General features: G+C 57.1%; 15 protein-coding genes and 1 pseudogene. 5 read left to right on the top strand and 11 right to left on the bottom strand.

From position 1 onward, the window contains the following. Position 1 precedes the first annotated feature (1 nt). The 5 genes from ACUCCZ_RS06575 to ACUCCZ_RS06595 form a co-directional block, all read right to left on the bottom strand. Entirely contained in the window at positions 2 to 805 is an 804-nt protein-coding gene (locus ACUCCZ_RS06575) for a type I restriction endonuclease subunit R, EcoR124 family (RefSeq protein ID WP_435917043.1), read from the bottom strand. Beyond that, positions 706 to 1833, bottom strand: a complete 1128-nt coding sequence (locus tag ACUCCZ_RS06580; protein ID WP_435916782.1) for a DEAD/DEAH box helicase family protein — start codon at positions 1831 to 1833, stop codon at positions 706 to 708. The genes ACUCCZ_RS06575 and ACUCCZ_RS06580 overlap by 100 nt, the downstream gene beginning before the upstream one ends. A gap of 182 nt (positions 1834 to 2015) precedes the next feature. Then, positions 2016 to 3068: a phosphotriesterase family protein gene (locus tag ACUCCZ_RS06585; protein ID WP_334355094.1), complete on the bottom strand. Its 1053-nt coding sequence runs from the start codon at positions 3066 to 3068 to the stop codon at positions 2016 to 2018. A gap of 15 nt (positions 3069 to 3083) precedes the next feature. After that, positions 3084 to 4070: a DMT family transporter gene (locus tag ACUCCZ_RS06590; protein ID WP_435916783.1), complete on the bottom strand. Its 987-nt coding sequence runs from the start codon at positions 4068 to 4070 to the stop codon at positions 3084 to 3086. A gap of 91 nt (positions 4071 to 4161) precedes the next feature. After that, positions 4162 to 4908, bottom strand: a complete 747-nt coding sequence (locus ACUCCZ_RS06595) for a glutamine amidotransferase (RefSeq protein ID WP_435916784.1) — start codon at positions 4906 to 4908, stop codon at positions 4162 to 4164. A gap of 113 nt (positions 4909 to 5021) precedes the next feature. Between ACUCCZ_RS06595 and ACUCCZ_RS06600 the strand changes: the two genes are divergently transcribed. After that, on the top strand, positions 5022 to 6017 hold the full coding sequence (locus tag ACUCCZ_RS06600; RefSeq protein ID WP_334355097.1) for a LacI family DNA-binding transcriptional regulator: 996 nt from the start codon (positions 5022 to 5024) through the stop codon (positions 6015 to 6017). Between the two features lie 157 nt (positions 6018 to 6174). After that, positions 6175 to 6512, top strand: a pseudogene (locus tag ACUCCZ_RS06605) (ISL3 family transposase); the annotation flags it as partial. 1633 nt (positions 6513 to 8145) lie between these two features. Here ACUCCZ_RS06605 and ACUCCZ_RS06610 read toward each other — a convergent pair. Genes ACUCCZ_RS06610 through ACUCCZ_RS06630 form a run of 5 tightly spaced genes read right to left on the bottom strand, consistent with a single transcriptional unit; the run spans position 8146 to position 14488 of the window. Then, a complete protein-coding gene (locus ACUCCZ_RS06610) occupies positions 8146 to 8931 on the bottom strand; it encodes a hypothetical protein (protein WP_435916785.1) in 786 nt (261 codons plus the stop codon). A gap of 13 nt (positions 8932 to 8944) precedes the next feature. Then, complete coding sequence (locus ACUCCZ_RS06615) at positions 8945 to 10996, bottom strand: beta-galactosidase (RefSeq protein WP_435916786.1); 2052 nt, start codon at positions 10994 to 10996, stop codon at positions 8945 to 8947. Positions 10997 to 11047: 51 nt separating this feature from the next. After that, a complete protein-coding gene (locus ACUCCZ_RS06620; protein ID WP_435916787.1) occupies positions 11048 to 12007 on the bottom strand; it encodes an ABC transporter permease in 960 nt (319 codons plus the stop codon). Next, positions 12000 to 13532, bottom strand: a complete 1533-nt coding sequence (locus tag ACUCCZ_RS06625) for a sugar ABC transporter ATP-binding protein (RefSeq protein ID WP_435916788.1) — start codon at positions 13530 to 13532, stop codon at positions 12000 to 12002. Before ACUCCZ_RS06625 ends, ACUCCZ_RS06620 begins: the two co-directional genes overlap by 8 nt. Further along, positions 13529 to 14488, bottom strand: coding sequence for a substrate-binding domain-containing protein (locus ACUCCZ_RS06630; protein ID WP_435916789.1), 960 nt, complete (start codon positions 14486 to 14488; stop codon positions 13529 to 13531). Before ACUCCZ_RS06630 ends, ACUCCZ_RS06625 begins: the two co-directional genes overlap by 4 nt. Positions 14489 to 14911: 423 nt before the next feature. On the opposite strand from ACUCCZ_RS06630, the gene ACUCCZ_RS06635 reads away from it, so the two are divergent. Continuing rightward, a complete protein-coding gene (locus ACUCCZ_RS06635) occupies positions 14912 to 15859 on the top strand; it encodes a LacI family DNA-binding transcriptional regulator (protein ID WP_462981534.1) in 948 nt (315 codons plus the stop codon). A gap of 1138 nt (positions 15860 to 16997) precedes the next feature. Here ACUCCZ_RS06635 and ACUCCZ_RS06640 read toward each other — a convergent pair. Then, complete coding sequence (locus tag ACUCCZ_RS06640; protein WP_435916791.1) at positions 16998 to 18395, bottom strand: aminotransferase-like domain-containing protein; 1398 nt, start codon at positions 18393 to 18395, stop codon at positions 16998 to 17000. 124 nt (positions 18396 to 18519) lie between these two features. On the opposite strand from ACUCCZ_RS06640, the gene ACUCCZ_RS06645 reads away from it, so the two are divergent. After that, positions 18520 to 19746 (top strand): Tm-1-like ATP-binding domain-containing protein, encoded by a 1227-nt coding sequence (locus ACUCCZ_RS06645; protein WP_435916792.1) that lies wholly within the window; start codon positions 18520 to 18522, stop codon positions 19744 to 19746. Between the two features lie 18 nt (positions 19747 to 19764). After that, positions 19765 to 20595, top strand: coding sequence for a phosphoenolpyruvate hydrolase family protein (locus ACUCCZ_RS06650; protein WP_435916793.1), 831 nt, complete (start codon positions 19765 to 19767; stop codon positions 20593 to 20595). Positions 20596 to 20723 lie beyond the last annotated feature (128 nt).

Here is a 20723-nt window from a genome sequence, read left to right on the forward strand (position 1 = left end):
CTCAAAGACGACGTCGTCGTGGTCGAGCCTTTCTTGTCAGCGTCCTGCTCACTGCGGGATTCGTTCCACGTTTCAGGTAAAAACTGCGATAGTCCTGCTTCTGACGCTCGGTAAGCATATCGTCGGCCGAGAATTCGTCGAACGAGGTGAGGATGTTCTCAAGCCTGACGATAGTACCGAACAGCTTGACGAACTCCTTGTTCGCTTCCTCTCCGACAATGGGTTGACCGAGTGGAAACCGAGCGAGGAGCTCTTTGACCTTCGCGGCGTAGTCCGTCAGGTAGTCCTTGTAGGGCTTGAGCAGGACGATGCCGCCAGCGTTCTTGTTACCGAAGAGCTCGAGGGCATTGTTGGTGGCGTCCTCAAGATCTCGGAAGCAGACGATGTTGCCGTAGGTCTTGACGGGATTGAGGATGCGGTTGGTGCGAGAATAGACCTGTAGGAGCCTGCGGGCTTTCAACGGCTTGTCGCCGAACAGGGTGTTGAGGGTAGTGGCGTCGAAGCTGGTCAGAAACATGTTGACGACGACGGCCAGGTCGACTTCGCGGTTCTTGAGCCGCTGCGAGAGGTCCTTGTAGTAGTTCTGGAACTTGTCAGAGGACGTGTCGTAGCTCGTTCCGAACAACTGGTTGTATTCCTGGATGGCGTCCTCCAGGAATACCCGCGAGTCCTCGGACAGCGCATCGGTATTCAAGGCCTCGTCGTCTAGGATGCCGCCCTTAGTCGCCTCGTTGGTCCCGTAGGAGTAGATGATGGCGATCTTGAGCTTCTTGTCAGGGACCAGGTCTTCCTGTTGCGCTGGAATTCGTTGTAATAGCGACGAGCGGCGTCAATGGATGCCGCGACGAAGATGGCATTGAACCCGCGAGCACGTTTGCACTGGCGGATGGCTTCGTCGACATGACGGACGCGGGTGGACTCACTGACGTTGACGACAACAGAGTGCTCGTAACTGCTCTCACGCTTAGTCTTCTGGTCAAAGTGTTCCAAGGTGTACCGGACGATCTGACTGATGCGTTCAGGGGCCATGGGGGCCTTCTCGGTGTCGATGCCGGTAACCTCGCGGTCCTCCGGGTTTCCGACCCTCATGGTGTTGATGTAGTCAACGCGGAAGGGCAGCACGTTCATGTTGCTGATGGCGTCGACAACGGAGTAGGTGTACAGCTTGTCGCCAAAGGCCTGCCCGGTGGTGCGCAGCTTCGGGTTGCCGGAGCTACCGCGATTGGCAGCGAAGATGGGCGTACCGGTGAAACCGAAGAGGTGGTAGCGCTTGAAGGCCCGAGTGATGTCGGTGTCCATGTCGCCGAACTGGGACCGGTGGCACTCGTCGAAGACTATGACGACGTGCTGGTTGTAGATGTCGCGGTTCTTGTTGCTGTGGATGAACGTGCTGAGTTTCTGGATCGTCGTAATGATGATCTTGGCGCTCGGATCCTCAAACCGACGCTTGAGGATGGTCGTCGAGGTGTTGGAGTTGGCGGCCCCCTTCTGGAACCGGTCGTACTTGCGCATGGTCTGGTAGTCCAAATCCTTGCGGTCAACGACGAAGATGACCTTGTCGATCCCGGGCATCATGGTGGCCAGCTGGGCGGTCTTGAACGAGATCAGGGTCTTGCCGGATCCGGTGGTGTGCCAGATGTATTCGCCGGCCGCGACAGTGCCAAGCTGCTTGTAATTGATCGAGGTGACTTCGAAGCTGTTGGAGGCCTTCGGGGCCGTGCGCTTCTGCTGATCCTTAAGGTGCTGGTTGCGAGTGGTGTTCAAGTAGTACTTGGTGTGGGTGCCGTTGGAGATGACGAACAGCTGGACGTACTCAACCAGTCCGGAGCCCACCCAGTAACCCCGTTTATCTGTACACCCAAGACGGGGCGTGCCCGACGTGAAATCATACGTGCCGACATTCGAGAACATGATCGCGTCGTATGACGGTGTCAGGCCCGCCATACGACGACCATCATCGTCTGTTGGAGTGGTGTGGCAATCGACCTTGTGAACCCCACACCACTTGACGTTGGTCAGGCAGTAAGCAGCCGCCGAGGGTTATCGATGACGAGACTGCGGCACTGCGCCTCCGAGACACCGCGGCTTCGAAGTTGAGCGAGAAACACCTTCGGTACGAAGGCGAAACCATTCCCACCATTGCAGGTCCACATCTGCTTCAGGAAAAGATCGTGACTGAAGATCAACTGCTGACCGTACCCTCGGGCAATGAGATGAGCGACGGCGTCAGCAGTATCAGAGACCGACGGTGAGACACCCTCCTTCGGAAAATTGATGTCCAAGCCGATCATGTCAAACTCTAGCCACACACCTCGATCAAGGAGCATTTTCTGGTAGTCGTAGTCATGGCCTGATGGGTCACTGTGGGCAAGCGAGACCTTAGCTGGATTGACCCCAACCTCGTCAAGGACCAAGTGCAATACGTCGGCTCCGTATCTTTTCCAACCAGGCATGTGAATATTCAATGCTGTCCGTGGCGATTCAGTCTGTGCCACAGCTGCGGCTCGCAGCGCGCCACGCTCAGCTGGCGTGTAGCTCGGCGATATTCCAACCTCACCGATCATGCCAGCTTGGATTCCTGTGCTCCCGACTCCCTCGTTGAGATCATTGAGGATGTTCTCGGTCTGGATGTCGATCGCTGTTGCGGTGATGCGCTCACCTTCGAATTTCTCAAGGTAGGTGCCCGTGGACATGACGATATTGAGCCCCGTGCGTCGGGCCACCGCCGCTAGTCGTTCGGGGTCTCGGCCAATCGACGTCGACCCCGTCGCATCAACGATGGTCCGCCCGCCCAGCTCGGCGAAGGCTCGAACCTCCTCCGTGACAGCGTCCACCGGCTTGTCCCGCAAGTTGTCCTGATTGCAATAGGGGTCCTGCCGCAGGGCCCACATAAGAGAGGGCTCAACTCGCTTACCGACTAGGATTGAGGAGAACTCATAGCTGGGTTCGTCAACGACGCTCGACAGGTCGTTGAACAAGTGTTCATGAGGCAGCGTCATCCCCATGTTCTCGGCCGGCACATCACCGGTAACGGTAGTCAGAACATTGTTCTCTGACGACATCGTCATTTGAATACCTCCTGCTCAACGGGATTCATGTGTCATGGAATCGATTGTCAATGTGCCCTCGATCCCACTGTCGACATCGGATCTCCTCGAGGGGATCATGGCGATGCCAGATGCGATCAGGGCGACCGCTGCACCCAGGACAGTGACGAAGTAGACCTCATTGCCCAGTGCAGGTATCAGCGTGTCAATAAGAACGGATCCGAGCAGCTGGCCGGCTGTAGAGGACAGCGCCAGAAGCAGTAAGCCGAGTTTGCGTACAAGCAGAGCCATCAGTGCAATCGAGGCGAGCCCGAGTGGACCCCCAAGGTACATCCACCAGCTCCCAGGAAGGTTGAAATGTGCGTGCCCTACAGCCATTCGGAGAAGGAATACGAGAAGCAGAGCAGTGAAACCCACGAAAAAGTTCCACGTGATGGACACGAGCATTGAACCGGACAGACGACCGATATTGGAGTTTCCGGCTGGCTGCCATCCAGCAAGGAGCCCGGCGACAAAAGGAAGAATGGTCAAGGCCACCGCGTGAGGAGCTTGAAAGTTTGGTGACACTACAAGTAGTGTGGCAACAATTGCAAGGGCAGCACCAATGATGCGCGCAATGCTCAGCGGCTGTTTGAATTCGACGCCAATACCCATGCGATCACAGACAATTCCCGAGATAACCATTCCGGAGATAAGGGCCGTCTGGAATGTGGCGACCCCGAGAGGCCCCGCCGAGATGCCTTCAGAAAGGACAACGGCTACGCCGCACAACCCGGCGACGAAGTTAGGCCACGGCACGTCGCAATGCCGCGCCTGGCGAGGCAGGGCGAACAGAGCTCGCCTCTTGGCTCGGTCAGGTAGCACAATCAGGATCATGAGGATCAGGCCACAGCCAAAGGAGATCGTCGCGGCCAGGTGGCCATCTCCGACTTCGGTACCAAGTTGGCCATTGACGGCGGACTGCATTGGGCTCAGCATGCCCGCCAGAACAGTGAGGATCACGAACAACCCGGTCGAAGCCATGACGGCCCCTACTGTGCCGGGAGGTCGGTGATCATAGGATGATTGCGTCATTGCAAAAACATCTCCTTCGTATGGATCATTTTCGTATGGGTCATTTCCCAGCCAGCCAGGCCACCGCGTTGTCAAACAAATCGGTGTATCCAGGCCAGTTCATGAATTCTTCGGGCGCCCAATGGGGCGACACATCTGAGGCGAATGCCAGGGTCCGTCCACTGCCAACCTCTCGAACGGTCAGTAGGGGATCACCCTCGACCACGGCGAGGACGGCGGCATCCGCTCGAGCCTGCAACCGCTGGTACCCAAGCACGATCGGCCACGTTGAGGACAGCCCCTGCGTGACCGGGTGTTGCACTCCGGTCAGTTCGCCGCAGACGCCTTCTGGGCTCTCGACTCGATCATCGTATTTGGAGATCGTTACTGGAAGGATCTCCTCAACCGGTGTACCAGAGTAGTTCGCTTTCGCCTCGAAGCCCTGAAAGCTCAGGTATCCACCAACCATCATGAGCCCGCCGCCCTGGTGAACCCACTCACGCAAAAGCTTTAGTCGGTTGGGCATCGGGCGGCCCGTCTCGAACACCGATGGCGCAAGCAGCAGCGTATTGGCCCCGCAGTCGGACAGAATGACAACGTCATACTGGTCGAGGGCTTGAAGTGTGGTTGGAAAACTCGCGGCGACGTCGTGCGACAGCAGGTGGGTCACCTCGTGACCACGCGACCTGAGCGCATTAAGCAGTTTGGTGCAACCGATGTGCAGCTGAGTGTGGGGGAATGCATCGTAGCCCTTGTGGTCAGTCGTCGCACTGATCCACGACTCACCAGCCAGAAGCACTTTTGACATCTGTGGCTCCTCCTCGAGCAATCATGTTGCGCAATCGTTGCGCAACGTTTTGTGTTGCTTTATACTACGAAGCACAGATCGGCTTGTCAACCAATTTCTGGGGAGGGCGTTGCATGTCACTGTCAGCAGTGGCGCGTGCCGCGGGAGTATCGGTATCCACGGTGTCCCGGTATGTGAAGGGCGAGTTGGCACTGAAACCAGAAACTGAGCGTGTGGTCCTCGATGCCATGCATGCGGTGGGGTTTTCCATGCCGCATGACCACAAACGAGGGTCAAAGGTTGTCCTGGTGATGCCTGAACTGCGAAATCCCTACTTCGCCAACGTCGCGGAGGCCGTAACGAAGGCATGCAACGAACGTGGTTTACAAGCACTCATCTCAGTGACCGGCGGCATCGCACATCAAGAACGCCAATTAATAGATGCAGCAGCGCACATGGATGATATCTACGGTATTCTTTATATTGGAATGACTGCGGAAAACCCCGCCCTCGAGGCCGTGGCCGCCAACGTGCCAGTAGTCGTGCTGGATGAGCCAGTGGGTTCCGGAGGCCAGGATAGGATGCCCTTGGTGACGGCTGACAATTTCGACGGAGCCTTCCAAGCCACAAACTACTTGATCCAACAGGGCCATCGCGTCATCGCTCACGCCGGCGGGCCAGAGGATTTGTCATCCACTCGGCAACGCCTTCGAGGCTATCAAGAAGCACTCGCGTTCCACGGAATCTCGGTAGCGCCTGAGCTGCAGTTCCATGGACCATACAGCGAGACGTACGGGATCAATGTGCTCACACGAATCCAGAGACTGAACACTCAACCAACCGCCATCATGGCGGCCAGTGACATCGTCGCCATCGGCATCGTCTCTGGCGCTGAGCAATATGGCATCTCCATTCCTCAAGATTTATCTATTATCGGCTTCGATGGCATATCAGTGGGCGCTTGGCTCAGACCCAAGCTCACGACTGTCGTACAACCCGTCGAGGGCATGATTTCAGCTGCATTTGAAGAATTACGACACCTTTACGAGAGAGAAGATATACGAAATCATTCCCTGGCAATGGAACTACGCATCCGAGAATCCTGCACAAAGGTCAATTCTGATCAATAATTATTCCGTCCAGCACAGAGCCTGGGCCAGCTCTCGGAACACGAGACAGACTCTTCACAGATGAGCGTGTAAGTGGACAGCCGGGGCTGAGTGGCGACAAGGATCGAGGCCCTTGGATGATGAAAATCCTCACACAGCCATCACCAAAGACCTCGACATGGACGACGCTACCTTCACCGACCCCTGACCTGACCACGTTCTGCCTCCCGGACGAGCCAGGCCCTGAGCGCGCCACGCTGCTGTGCCGACCGGTCGAGCTCGATGACTTGTGTCATCGCTGCGACTGTCGCGGATCACCTCGTGACAGCGTGATCCATAAACTAGCGCATGTCCCGTTCGGTCAGCGCCCCGCCATTCTCCAAGCGCGGCTGCGTTGGGCCTGGAAGCCCTGGTGGTCATCCTTTTGCGATGAGCTCGCCTCCCGAGGTCTCTCGGGGCGCGTGGAACACCGCCAACGATGCGGTACTGACCGAAGGTCACCGGCTGCTCATCGAGCTCACCCCATCTCTACTGACACCGGTGCCAACCACTCGTTCCATATGATCCGGCTGACCGGCGACGCTCTGGATGCGTGACGACATCCGCATTTTCTTCGACCACCACCGTTCCAGCAACAGTCCCACCCCAGCCCTCAGCAGCCAACTCGAACATCTGCTCGGCACAACCCTGGCTTCCGCGACCTCACCCACTGCACCGCCCGATCACTGCTCAAGGCCGACAGGTCCTAACCAGTCCCACACCCCGGATTGTGAAGAGCCGGTTCTTGACCTGGTTGAGCGGTGCACGTTTGAAACATTCGTCAAGCACGTGATCCGGTCGCTACACAAACGGATGTACTCGACGCCGGAGTTTGAGGTGTCCTAGGAGAAGACCATGTCGCGCACGACCTACCGGGGTGAGGCATGACCGCACGGATTTGGTGCAGCCCTGCGTACTCCGAATCAAGGAGGCCCGCAGATTGATCCGATCGACATTCAGGTCACCCCGCGCTGGGCTGAAGATCACCCGTGGTGCCCCGAAGGGCTTGGTTCTTTGGCTCCGTGACAAAGTACTCAAAGAGTGCTATCCGCTGCCAGACACCGTCTTGAAGCTCCAGGAATCGACTTCACTGCCCCGAACGACCACTGACATTTTTCTGACCTCGCAGCATGTGGGTGAGTTCCTGAACCGCTTGAATGACGACATCAAGATGGCCACCGAATGCATTGTAAAAGAGCTCGCTTACACTCTCATCGATGGGATTCAGTACGAGCCAATTGATGGCAGAATTTGCAAACTTCGCGAACTGAAAACTGACGGGATCGAGAAGACGGACCGCTTGATACATTAGCTTTACGAGATGACTGACAAGGAGAAGACATATTCAATCAAGTGTCCTTTGGCTCGGTTATGGAGAAACCGTTCGTCAACTATTTGGATGGCCATGAGGAGGTCAAACTGTTCACGAGCCGGACGACAAGTTCCGCACCCCGTTCCACTCGGGGACTATAACCCGGGCTGGGCAATCATCGATCATTAGGATCAAGGACGGCGCCTATCGGCTGTCTTTGGTGCGTGAGACGAAGTCCAGCCAAGATCCAACAAAGAGAGCCGCTCCGCGAGTATGCGAAGATCACAGCGCCGATGAAGCACTTCACGGTCGTCGGCATGGACTATGCCGTGAGTTCTCCTGACCGTTGGGAAATCCAGGAGACGAATGCGTGTTGCAGCACCAAAATGACTACGAAGCCCAGTTCTATGCCCACGAGCCAGATCGTCCTATTCAGCTCGGCCCGTCACATCTCCTGCTGATGGGAACCATTGCCAGCCTCCTGCGCCACGCGCACCTAGTACTTCGGAGAACGTGATTGAGTGTATTCCTACCCTCCACCAGTTCTGGAGACCATCGCGTTCCGGCCATACGAACAGCGTCGACTGATGAGTCACCAGGCTGAAGCTAGTCTCGATGCTGCGGCTCGTGAGGTTGTCGATTGTGTGGGGCGAAGTAGCGGCAGGCCGTCGTCAAGATGAGAGTCGATGAACGATCCGTCCAATCAAGCGGCTCGGGTGACAGGCGATGATGAGCTCACAATGTTGGTGGGGATACAGCATGCTGTATCCCCACCAACGTCCCCTTCGAGTAGACGTACTAGCGCTGCGGTAGTCGCTGTACAGAAATGCTGTCGCTGAGTTCGGACAACACCGCTCCCTTGTCGTCAGCCGCCAAGAATCGTTCTGCGGCATCACGAGTGGCACTCATGACGAGGCTGACATTTCCTTCCCGCTCATTGGCAAAATCAACCAGACGATTCGTTACGCTTTCTCGATCTCCGTGAATATCAACGAGGCTCGGGTCTGCGGTGCCGATTGAAATAATCTTGTGGTCACCATCAAACTTAAGGATCAGACTGGCCCACAGTGCATTGTCATCGTGAACTGCCAGCACCGCCGTACTGTTTGGCCGTACGAACGACATAGCAGCGGCGGCAACTTCGTCGTGCGACGCGCCAAGCTTCCACTGGAGGCCAAGAGTTTGCGCAGCAGGCGTCGGAGCCGTACAAATGGAATCAACGTACTTATCGGCCAGGAGTGTCCAGCTACGCGTCACGTATACGTCCAGATCCTCATCCGCGGACCAAGCGTTTTGGTACTCGGCGAAGTACTCATCCATTGCATCGCGCTCAGCCACGAGAACGAAGTCGACATCCTGCTTATTCGCCTCGAACAGCGCTTTGGCAGCTTTAGGCAAGTCGGCGACTTGAGCCGGTGGCTCCTTAACTTCCAATCCCTGAGTGTGACGGCATTTCACTACGCTTCCCTTTTCGAGAAGACAGATAATTCTCCGTGATTCTTTTGCTGAACACAGCAGTAGATCTTGCGCATTACGCCATTGATCTACATCAAGGTCAGCCATCAAGACATCGCCATGAAGCATTTCTAAATTCCTTTCATCCCTGCAAGAAGCAGTCATAAATGTTGATGGAGTAAGGCGGCATCGGCACTGTCAATATATTGCCGTCGAACTGCGCTTCAGTGTTGCACCACAGCTCGGTGGCGCTGTTGACAGAAAATGGCAGCTCGATCGTCGCATCAATCTGTTCGGCTGTCGGATTCGCAACAAAGACCACCCGACGGTCATCCGACTCAAGATCGCGGTGAACAACAACGTCAAGACGAGAATCGTTACTGCGAACAGGCAGGACCCCAGCCTTCGCACATGCAGCGTCAACAAGAGCACTCGCGTTGGCTTCGTCATCCAGGACAAACCAACCTGCGTCGGCTGCTTCGACAGCGTCCTTGAGAATGGTGCATGGCTGCATGAGCGAGTCGAACTCAGGCAGCTTCGGGCCAACTACAGCAACTCCGCCCTGGCTGACGAAATCCACCAGTGCTTGTTGCAGTTCAGCGTCAAGGTAATCCAGCGTGGGCACGACGATCACTCGACGCCCCTTCCAACGTGCCGGATCAAGCGCCGTATCGGAGATGACAAAGTCATTCCCGCTGCTCATGAGTGCATCGAAGTAAGCTCCAAAAGCCTGACCCTTGCGGAGCTGAACCGGCTCATCGAAGCCCAGCGGTTCCTCGCTGATGGTGAGCGGATTCGCGTACTCACTGAATCCCGACGGAGTCTCGAGGAAATCACCGGGGAAGGAAACCAGCACAGCCGCGGCCTCGAGGCGATCGTATTCGCGGTTGGCCAACAGCAGTACCTGAGCATCCCGGCGCAACGACGCGAATCCCCCGTCGGACTGCATACGGTTGGCGCTGCCAAACATGGCTGCATGGTCTTCACGAACACGCCCGTCACGACGAATTGGAGAATCAAGCCAACGATCGCGCTCGACAAGCATGTACCGGCTGAATCCCTTAATGCCCTGCATGAGGGCTGCCTTGGTGACGAATTCTTCGTCGGCAAGATTGCCCGGGTGTAGGTACCAAGGCCAGACTCCAGCGATGAACTCCGGGATGTAGGGATACCGGCTCGTGCCTACAACGTATGAACCCACGGTCTTGACGTGGCTGTAGAGCTCCTTGCGCGAGTAGATGTCGAAACCGACAAAGTCGAGCTTCTCCTCCAACCGGGCGATGTTGAACGGGGTGGTAAAGCCCGAAGCAGCGCCGCCAGGGCCGAGGGGGTGAGGGTAGTTGTGGAACAGAGCGATCTTGTCCAAGCCACGCTCACGCATCATGCTGGCGAGGCGATCCATCGACGTGATGAGGTATTCTTCGCGGTATTCAATCCAATCGGCGTACCGAGGAATCTCATGCTGTGTCATGGCCTCGAATCGCCGTGGCGGTTCAATCTCACTTTCAGCTGCGAAATTCGTCCGGTAAGCGGAGTTCAGGTTCGTCAAGCTGCCGTACTTCTCAAGCAGGAACGAGCGGTACTGAGACAGGGAGTCGTCGCTGTAGTCAGCCGCGTAGGCGTTGATGCAGAAGAAGTAGGCCATCTCATTATCAACCTGAGCAGCAACGATGTTGCCCTTGGGATGGCAGTGACGAGCCAGAATCTCACAGATTGCGTCATACCAGAGTGCAGTCTCTTCAAAGAACTCATCCGAGGCGTAGTTCACTGCAGGGATTGGCTTCGGCACCTGAGTGAGGACGGTCCGGCCTCCCTTGGCATTACGCATCTGAAGATTTTCATTCTCCAGAATCCGCTTTGGATAGCCAAACCAAGTCAGTTCCGAGTTGATCTGCGGACCAGGACGAACTACGATATTGAGTTCCCTCTCCTCACAAAGAGTCAAAAAGGCATCAATATCCTTGTTTCCGGAAAAATCAAATACTCCTTTTTCTACTTCATGGATTTCCCAGGGGATGTAGATCGAGATCATGTTGAATCCCATGTCCTTAACCGAGTCAAGGATGGATTCCCACTTATCGCGATCGAGCCGCCAATAATGCACTGCGCCACCGTACAGCGACGCTGTGGTGTCATCGACCTTGAATGCGCCGTCACCGATAGATACCGGACGTTTACTCATGGTCTTTCCCATGATTTTTCCTTTCTTCTGAATTCGACTCTCACAAACGAATATGAAAAGTTGCTAGTCCCTACGAGCCAGCGCCATGGCGAGGATGATAATCACGCCGCGAATGATCTGCTGCTGAGAAGTGTCAAGACCCGCCAGGATTAGGCCGTAGTTGATGGTTGCCATGAGGAGTGCTCCGAAGAAGGTACCGATCACGGACCCCCGTCCACCCGAAAGAGCGGTGCCGCCTAAGATGACTGCAGCAATGGCGTTCATCTCGTCTCCGGCACCCCATTGGAAGCGACCAGATTGAAGTCGGCCAGCGTAGAGCATTCCCGCAATGGCGGCGCTGACGGAGCACAACAACATGACGCGAAAGCGCACTCGTGCGGTCCGAATTCCGGAGTATTCTGCGGCTGTATTATTCGCGCCAGTGGCCATAACCTGACGGCCAAAGCGCATCTTTTTAAGCACGACACTACCTACCGCGACAAAGAGAATCATCCATATAATCAGTCCCGGGACTGGCCCAATGCTGCCTCCACCGAAGTTTGCTATATACGTCATGTCCAGAATAGGTACAGGCGCAGAGTCGGTGACCCACTGCGCGGCCCCGAAGGCAATCCCCATCATCGCCAATGTCACGAGAAAGGACGGAATTCTAGCAAACGCGACCAGTGCACCATTGACACAACCAATCACGACGCCAAGAAGGATTCCTGCGAGAATTCCGGCGATAAGCCCGAAGTGCGAGAGAGCTAGCGCCGTGACAACGCTGGCAAGGCCGGCCACAGATCCCACCGAAAGATCAATCTCCGCGGCAGCGATGACGAAGGTCATGCCCACAGCGATAACGGAGACGATGGCGGCCTGCCGCAGGATATTCCAAAAGCTAGCCGTCGAAAGAAATCCTTGGTCGCGTAGCAGTATCGAGAAAATCAAGAGAACAACGACGAATCCTACGTAAATAATATCGCGTCGCCAGTCAAAAGTGAATCGCCCCGAGCGCTTGGCGGCGGTAGATGAATCAGGCATGGGTAGTCACTCCTTGGATGACAAGCTCAAGGGACTGCTCATCGGACACAGCGGACCGATCCACCTCCTTATTGATCGTGGAATTGCGCATCAGTAGTAACCGGTTGCTCATGGCGAGAAGTTCCGGATATTCAGACGAAATAACGACCACTGCATGACCGGCTGCAGCAAACGAACGAACCATTTCAATGATCTCCGCTTTGGTCCCGATATCAACACCGGCAGTAGGTTCATCCATCAGCAGCACTCGCGGATCTCGGCTAAGCCATTTGGCCAACACAATCTTCTGCTGATTTCCACCGGATAGTAGTGCAGCAGGCTTGTGCGGACGTGCAACTCGAATGTTGAATTTCTCAATCAAATCACTCGAAAGGGTCGCGAGTCCACGCTTGTTTAGCCAGCCGGCTTTTGAGTACTCGCGCAGATGCGGGAGCTCAAGATTGCTGTTGACCGAGTGGGGCAAGACGAGACCCTGCAACCGCCGGTCCTCCGGGACAAGGGCAATGCCATTTTCCAACGCATCTTGCGGATTCCTGACGGAGACTGACTTGCCGTCAACCGCAACCGTTCCGGAGGTGATCTGGTCAACACCGAACAGCGCTCTCACAAGTTCCGTACGACCAGACCCCATCAGCCCGGCCAGGCCAACAACCTCGCCCTCATGTACTTCGAAGCTTATGTCGTGCAGTCCATTGTCGGATGCGATCCCCTCGACCGCGAGTACAACTGGGGCCTGTGGGCAGGATCGGTGCGGGGTGTCAACCAAATCCACGGTCTTGCCCGCTACGCTCTCCACAATCTTCTCGGGAGTGATGTCGTTCATTGCTGAAGTCAACAGCCGCTTCCCATTACGCAGAATCGTGATGCGGTCAGCAATTCGGTATACTTCTTCCATGCGATGGGAGATGTAGACAACACCCATCCCGCTATCCGTGAGTCTGCCAATGAGCTCAAACAGTGAATTTGCCTCATGCTGCGAAAGGGATGCCGTTGGCTCATCCATGATGAGGATCTGTGCGTCCTCGGCAAGAGCCTTAGCAATCTCTGTCAACTGCCAATATGCGGTGGGCAACGATGACATCTCGGCAGTCGGATCGATGGCAACCTGCATCCTCTGAAAGAGTTCTTTCGCACGTTTAACCATTGCCGCGTCATTGATCACACCCCCTGATCGAGGCTCCGCATTCAGGAAGATATTTTGGGCGACGGTAAGTGTTGGCACCAAGCTAAATTCCTGGAAGACCATACCAATGCCAGAACTCTTCGCATCCTGAATACTGGCGAAGTGCTGCTCCTTACCGGAAATCTGGATTAACCCCTTGTCCAACGAGTAAACACCCTGCAGGATCTTCATCAACGTGGACTTACCAGCACCATTGCCACCGGCCAGGGCATGGACCTCGCCATGCAGCACCTCGAAATCGACTGAATCCAGCACCGTAACGCCGGAAAAAGACTTAGAGATTCCAGCCATCCGGACCAGCGGCTCATCGCTGGCCTCACGATGATTCGCGGTGGCGTTCATTTCCTCATCGCTTTCTGGAGATCTGCTGGCGGCTCAGCGTTGTAAACCTGCTTCCACGCTTCAAGTACATTTTCGTGAGTGACGGGCAGGGCCTCGAGGGCGACGTATGAAGGACTCTTCTTTCCGATCAGGGCGCCCGCACCGATACGAGCCTCAGCCACTCCTTGCTGATACGGCTGTTGCGCCCCTAACCCCACCACAAGCTGATCTTGCGCAAGAGCTATTGCAACATTCATTCCTAGATCCTCCGTGGCGATCTTGAGATCGCTACGACCACCCGAGCGGGCAGCTGCCATAACCCCTTCCGCCGGCACATCCCACACCGCCCAGATGGCCGCAAGGTTCGGGGTCTGACTAATCATGGCGTCGGCCACCTTTTGGGCATCGCCGGCAAAGTCCGGGCCAGCAATCCCCTGTGCCTTGATAATCTTGATGTCGCCGTAAGTCTGCTCAATCGTCTTTCGGAAGCCCTCATAACGCTGCTTCGTGACGAAGAAATCAGCCGAATGATAGATGACGCCGATCTCACCTGAACCGTTCAACGACTTCGCCAGGAGGTGGGCAGACACCACACCATTTCCGTAGTTGTCGGCGCTGACCACTGACTCATAGTTCTTCCCGGCTTTGAGGCCGGACGGAACGTTGTCCATGAATATAAGTTTTGCGCCGCTCTCAGTGATCTTTTTGAACGCACTAGCAGTAGCGACCGGGTCGGTGGGAATCGAGACAACGATGTCCGGACGCTTGGCTAGTACCGTCTCGATATTGGAGACCTGTTGCCCCGGATTGAAGTTTGCGTCGGTGACAGCAATTACCTCGACGCCTAGACGTGCAAACTCGGCCTTGAGTCCAGCGATCTGAGCTCTGGCCCAGTCGTTTCCGGCGTAATGCATGACGATGGCAGCAGTGGCTCCGTAGTCCTTAACCTGAGCAATCTCAGCATCGGTCAGCTCCACGGTGCTTGCCTTTGAAGGATCCTCACCGTTGGGGCCCTTGCTCAGAACCTTCCCCTGGACCTCTTTCAGAGCGGTTTCTGCCTTGCTCGCGACCTCACTATTGGTGGTCCCATTGCTAGTTGTCTCTACACTGCATCCCCCTACACCGCATGCCGCTGCGGCTAGCCCGGCAGCCATAAGAAAACTCCGTCGTTTCACTATGCCTCTCCTTTGAGTTGGACTGGTCCGCAACTTTGGGTGTCTGGACCCTCCTGCCATCATTGTGAACGTTCACTGTCAGCTTGTCAAGGGTTTCAGATACGCATGCGACTGGCTCTGACCGCTACAGTCCATCGCATGGACCCTTCAGGTAATACTCGCCGCCCAGGGCTGCACGACGTGGCTCGACTAGCTGGGTGTTCATATCAGACCGTCTCGCGAGTCGTGAACAACACCGGGGCGGTCAGCGACAACACGCGCTCACACGTGATGGCTGCAATTGCCGAACTGGGTTATCGGCGCAATGGTGCGGCGCTAGCCCTCAGAACGGCCAAGGCGGGCGCCATCGGCGTGGTCACCCACTCGTCCTGGCGCTATGGCCCCATGGGCGTATTGCACGGAATCGAGACTGCGGCCCGTGAAGCGGGAAAACACCTGCTCCTCTCAGTTGAGGAACGGGACTCATTTGCATCCTTAAAAGCCACCCTCGACTCATTCCGAGAGACGTTCGTAGACGGAATAATAGTAATAGCACCAATTGTTCACGAAGCAGAGCAGGCTCTGAAGATGATCGGCGAATCGGGGTGGGCCAGCGCACTTCCCATTGTCGTTCTTGCAGCAGACATTACCTCGCTGCCTCACGCAACCGTTATCTCCGAGGACCAAGCCGAGGGCGCACGTATGGCCGTAGGGCATCTTGCCGACCTTGGTCACGACAGTATTGGCCACGTGGCGGGTGGTCAGGATTGGCTGGAAGGCCGAGCCCGGCTGCTGGGCTGGAAGTCTGAGCTGGAGGCCCGAAACCTTCGGGTCAGCGAGCCAATCTTCGGAGACTGGTCGGGCGAAAGCGGTTTTGAGGCTGGGCAGAAGATCGCGGCGATGGCGGATCCACCGACCGCCGTGTTCGTAGCTTCTGACCTCATGGCACTTGGCGTTATGCGAGCTTTTAGAAAGCGGGGGATCAGAGTACCGGAGGACGTAAGCCTTGTCGGCTTCGATGACCACGAGTTCGCCGCACAATTCGATCCGCCCCTGACCACAATCCGTCAGGACTTTGCCGCGCTGGGGCGACTCTGCATTGCTACATTGAACGACTTAGGAACCCACGACGCTCGCATTATCTCACCAAAAATTATCGTTCGCGAGAGTACTGCAACCCCGCCCACGCGTTGAAGAAAGATTATTGCCCTCCTCACCGCAACCCAGTGCAGTTTCCGATGTGGCTCAGTCGCACGAGCCTTGTGTTGTGTACTCCCACTCCCGGGGCTGCAGGCTGTCCGGTCCGGTCTGTGCCCCGCATGACCGCTCATACGGAGTGGAACAGACTGATGCGACTGGTGAGCAAAAGCTTGAAAACATCCCAGATACCTCACAGCCCAGCGTGGGGAGCCACTCGGATTCCCGATGACGGTCAGGCTGGCACGCGATGACGAGGTACGAGATGCCGGACGAGCATGTCAGTAAGGCTGCGGCCGGGTCTTCGACGGCAAGGGCTCCCTCCCCTGCTGCGCTGCGACCTCGGCGTGGAAGGAGCCCTGGAAAGAGTCGAACACTTCTGCGTCAATCACGCGGGTGAGTTCGTCAAAACCCGCACATGTCGGTCCAGCTACAGCATCCCGGCCAAGCTCTCACTAGCTGTTGCGGCTCATGTGGTTGTTGACGGTGTGGGGAGTGCGACCGTGGGCACGTGAGGTCGACCGCCACCTACCAGCGAGGACAACCTCAACGACTCGATGAATCGGCCCGAGCACTGCCTGGTGACCGTACGACATGGCCGTCATCGATGAACTCAGCTCGTTCAAGAACCATCGGGCTCAGCACTTCAAACCCTTGTAGTCGTCAGGCATCGGATCTCGCGGCTTGTAGGGGCCACCGGCGCCTCAGCATCGAATGGGTTGATGGACCTCTGGGCGCAATTCCGACTCCTCAACGAAGGCCAACGTCTCAGACGCAGCATTTCCCACCATCGCAGCCGCTGATTTGTCCCGGACAAGCACAACGGTCAGCAAGCAGAGGGCCGGGTACACCTGACCTCCATTCCGTGGAAGACGGCTTGTCCTGACTGATCTACACCGAGGCCTGCGAGGACAAGACCGCCTCCCCACGATCGGGTTCCTCCACTAGGAACGGCTGTTCTTCGCCGCACACGGCATCACCCGCACCACGCGACTGGTCACCGACAACGGATCGAGCCAACCCCGGCGTCATCCTCAAGTCGTCTCCCTCGAGATCCGCACCCGGCTGTCCCTCATCCAGGGGCCGTCGAAATTCTGCTGTCGGAATGGCCCGGTCCACTCAACGACGAGCAATATCATTGCTGCCACCGTCCCGGAGCCGCTTGATGAAGCATTCTCAGCGCGTCCTCAAGCATCTCCGGCTCATGCCAAACCGGCAGTCGCAACATTGTCCGTTGTCCGTCATAGGCCGAATACCCCGGCCCAGGAGCCAGACGAATTCCCACCCGTTTCGCAGCTTCAGCAAGGGCTTGGGAATCAGTATGAGTATCAACCCACAACCCTGTACCGCCCTGGGACTCAGCCCATGCCCACGTCGGGAACACACCGTTGACAACTTCACACGTCGCTGTGCGTCCAGCCTGAAGGAACGACCGACGCTCCATACGCGCTTCCTCCACGTGCGTCAACAGATTGGCCGCTACCATCTGGGTTGGTATGGGGCCGGCGAGATCCTCCGCCTTACGATGCTCTACCAACTGACGAATCCGCGTCTGGCTGGCTCTAAGCCATCCGATTCTCAGACCACCCCAGAACAGTTTCGACAACGTCCCGACTGTGATCACCAGGTCATCACTCATCTCCCCTGCCAGCATCGGAGCTGGCGACCCTGATGCGGTCAGATCATATGAACAGCAGTCCTCGACCACAGGAACACCATGACGTTCAAGAAGTCCGGCCAACGCCGTTCGATTGCTCGAGAACATCGTCAGCCCCGTAGGATTGTGGATGCTCGTCTGGCAGTACAGCATCACCGGCGCACGTCGCAATCCACGCTCGACGAGCCCAAGATCGAGGCCGCCCTCCGTGAGAGGGACGGTCTCCACACGGGCCCCAACCAGTCGCAATTCTGAGAGCTCGCCCCGGTAAGTTGGCTCCTCAACCAGAACCATGTCACCAGCGGAGACCAGAAGCTGCGATGCAAGGTGGCTCGCGTGCTGAGCACCGTTGGTGACAAGAATCTGCTGTGGAGTCGTCGGAATTCCGTCACGGGTGAGCCGGTCCGCGAGTGCCGCCCGCAATACGGGCAGTCCGGCAGGGAAGTACCCGTCGGTGTCGAAGTAGACGTCGAGCCCTACCTGGCTTTCCGATAGCAGTCGTCTTGCGACCTCTGATGCCGGTAGTGCCCCCGTTGACAGATCGACCACCCCGGACGCGGCGTCACTGAACGAGAACAGCCTGCCATCGGTCCGCACTGCCGCACGGCCCGACCTCACCCGCGTCCCTGACCCGACGAGAGCCGCGATGTGGCCTGAGGCCTCAAGAATCCCAAATGCCTCTGCCACGGTATGTCGCGACACCTGAAGGGTCGCAGCACACGTTCGTTGCGACGGCAAAACCGCACCAGCCGGGAGGAACCCGGCATCGATGAGCTCCAACAGAGCGGTAGCCAGTGCCTCCGGAAGAACCTCTCCCTGCTGACTCCAGTCCCCCAGCATTCGACTCAGACTTGCAGGGTCAACTCTGACGACCACACCCGAAGTATCACTCCTCAGGGCAAGCAGGGCTACGACCCACGGGCCAATTGGGCTCAAGTGGCCCGGCCCGGTGAAAAACGCCGAATTAAGGTCATACACACACGATCACGAAGGAGTGTTCATGGCCACAATTGCCTTGCTAGGAACCTTGGACACCAAGGCAGATGAGTTCGACTGGCTACGCCAGAATGTCCTCGCCCGTGGTGACCACGTAGTCACCATCGATGTTGGCTCATTCTCCACCAGCCCGATGGCCGACTACTCACCTGATGACGTCATTCGCGCAGCAGGGGAATCACCAGCTGAGATCCGCGCACGCCATGACCGTGGAGAAATGATGGACGTCATGGGCCGTGGCGCCTCAGCCATCGCATCGAAACTGGCGGACCTTGGCAAGATTCATGGACTGCTGTCCGCTGGCGGGTCTGGAGGCTCATCCGTTGCAGCACCGGTGATGCAAGCTCTGCCAATAGGATTCCCAAAACTCTTGGTCTCCACGATGGCATCGGGGGACGTTGGCCCCTACGTCGGACAGACCGACGTCACCCTCATGTATTCAGTCGTTGATGTCGCAGGCATCAACTCAGTCTTCCGAATGGTCTTCTCGAATGCCGCAGCTGCCATCACAGGAATGGCGACCGCCTATGAGAAAACCCGGGTGGAAGGCCGCGCTCCTGGTGCCAAGCCGGTCATCGGTCTGACGATGTTCGGATTGACGACGCCTGCCGCCGATGAGGCCCGCCAAACATTGACCGACCTCGGATACGAGGTTCTCGTCTTCCACGCCACAGGATCCGGCGGCAAGGCCATGGACAAGCTCGCATCGTCCGGCCTCCTTGCAGGAGTGTGCGACCTCACAACCACCGAGCTCGCCGACGAACTCTGCGGTGGCGTGCTCTCTGCCGGACCTCACAGGATGGAGGCTGCCAGCGAAGCAGGAATACCTCAGGTCATCAGCCTCGGCGCTCTCGACATGGTCAATTTCGGCCCCACCGACACTGTTCCGCAGCGCTACATCTCCCGTAAACTGCACCTGCACAACCCGACGGTCACTCTCATGCGGACCAACGAGAGCGAGATGGCGGAACTCGGTCACCGTATCGCAAAGAATGCCGCAGCGGCTCGCGGACCTGTCCAAGTCTTCATCCCGGCCCAGGGAGTCTCGGGGATCGATCTCGCCGGAGAAGACTTCCACGACCCGATTGCCGACGAAGCCTTGTTCAAGGCGGTCCGAGACGGTCTCAAGGGCACCTCTGCCACCGTCATCACCCGTGATCAAAACATCAATGACCCCGGGTTCGGAAAGGCGATGGCCGAAGCTCTTCATGGACTCATCAACCAGTACTGACTAGAAAGGAACATCACGATGAACCGCACTGAAATTCTGGACAGATTCCGCAAGCAGGTCGACGAGGGCAATCCCATCGTCGGTGGTGGCGCAGGAACTGGTATCACGGCAAAGTCCGCCGAGGCGGGCGGGATCGACTTGCTCGTCATCTACAACTCAGGACGATTCCGCATGGCCGGACGGGGATCCCTCTCAGGCCTTCTGGCCTACGGTGACGCCAACGAGATCGTGATGGACATGGCCAATGAGGTGCTCCCGGTTGTCACCCACACTCCCGTTCTTGCCGGTGTCAACGGAACCGATCCCTTCCGAGTGATGCCTCGATTCCTGACTCAGGTCAAGGACGCAGGATTCGCGGGCGTCCAGAACTTTCCTACCGTCGGTCTCATCGACGGAACGTTCCGCGCAAACCTCGAAGAGACTGGAATGGGATACGGCTTGGAGATCGACATGATCAAGGCAGCACACGATCTTGATCTCGTCACTTCGCCCTATGTGTTTGACGTTGACCAGGCCAAGGACATGGCTCGAGCTGGCGCCGACATTCTCGTCCCCCACATGGGTCTGACGACCTCCGGAACCATCGGTGCGAAGACTGCCCTCACCATCGAGGACGCGGCTGCCAAGGTGCAAGAGCTCGCCGACGCGGCCAGATCCGTCAACCCCGACATCCTCTGCCTGTGCCACGGTGGTCCAATCGCCAACCCGGAAGATGCGCAATACATCCTCGACCACACTGAAGGCATCATGGGATTCTACGGTGCATCCTCGATCGAGAGGTTCCCCGCCGAGACCGGTATCAAGAAGCAGACCGAGGACTTCAAGGCCCTCACGTTCGAGAAGAACTGACGCGCTACCCCAGATGTCGGCGGGGCAACCACGATGGTCGTGGTTGCCCCGCCGAGCACCGTCGTGGTCCACCAGAGAAAAGGTGGTCGGCCTCACCTGTCCACTTCCGACCGGAGTATCCGCATTGG

The sequence above is a fragment of the Cutibacterium nasicola genome, assembly GCF_052654715.2.

Coding starts and splice junctions, on each gene's coding strand:
- ACUCCZ_RS06585 (WP_334355094.1), bottom strand. CDS start 3,068: ATGACGATGTCGTCAGAGAACAATGTTCTGACTACCGTTACCGGTGAT.
- ACUCCZ_RS06590 (WP_435916783.1), bottom strand. CDS start 4,070: ATGGCTTCGACCGGGTTGTTCGTGATCCTCACTGTTCTGGCGGGCATG.
- ACUCCZ_RS06595 (WP_435916784.1), bottom strand. CDS start 4,908: ATGTCAAAAGTGCTTCTGGCTGGTGAGTCGTGGATCAGTGCGACGACT.
- ACUCCZ_RS06600 (WP_334355097.1), top strand. CDS start 5,022: ATGTCACTGTCAGCAGTGGCGCGTGCCGCGGGAGTATCGGTATCCACG.
- ACUCCZ_RS06610 (WP_435916785.1), bottom strand. CDS start 8,931: ATGCTTCATGGCGATGTCTTGATGGCTGACCTTGATGTAGATCAATGG.
- ACUCCZ_RS06615 (WP_435916786.1), bottom strand. CDS start 10,996: ATGGGAAAGACCATGAGTAAACGTCCGGTATCTATCGGTGACGGCGCA.
- ACUCCZ_RS06620 (WP_435916787.1), bottom strand. CDS start 12,007: ATGCCTGATTCATCTACCGCCGCCAAGCGCTCGGGGCGATTCACTTTT.
- ACUCCZ_RS06625 (WP_435916788.1), bottom strand. CDS start 13,532: ATGAACGCCACCGCGAATCATCGTGAGGCCAGCGATGAGCCGCTGGTC.
- ACUCCZ_RS06645 (WP_435916792.1), top strand. CDS start 18,520: ATGGCCACAATTGCCTTGCTAGGAACCTTGGACACCAAGGCAGATGAG.
- ACUCCZ_RS06650 (WP_435916793.1), top strand. CDS start 19,765: ATGAACCGCACTGAAATTCTGGACAGATTCCGCAAGCAGGTCGACGAG.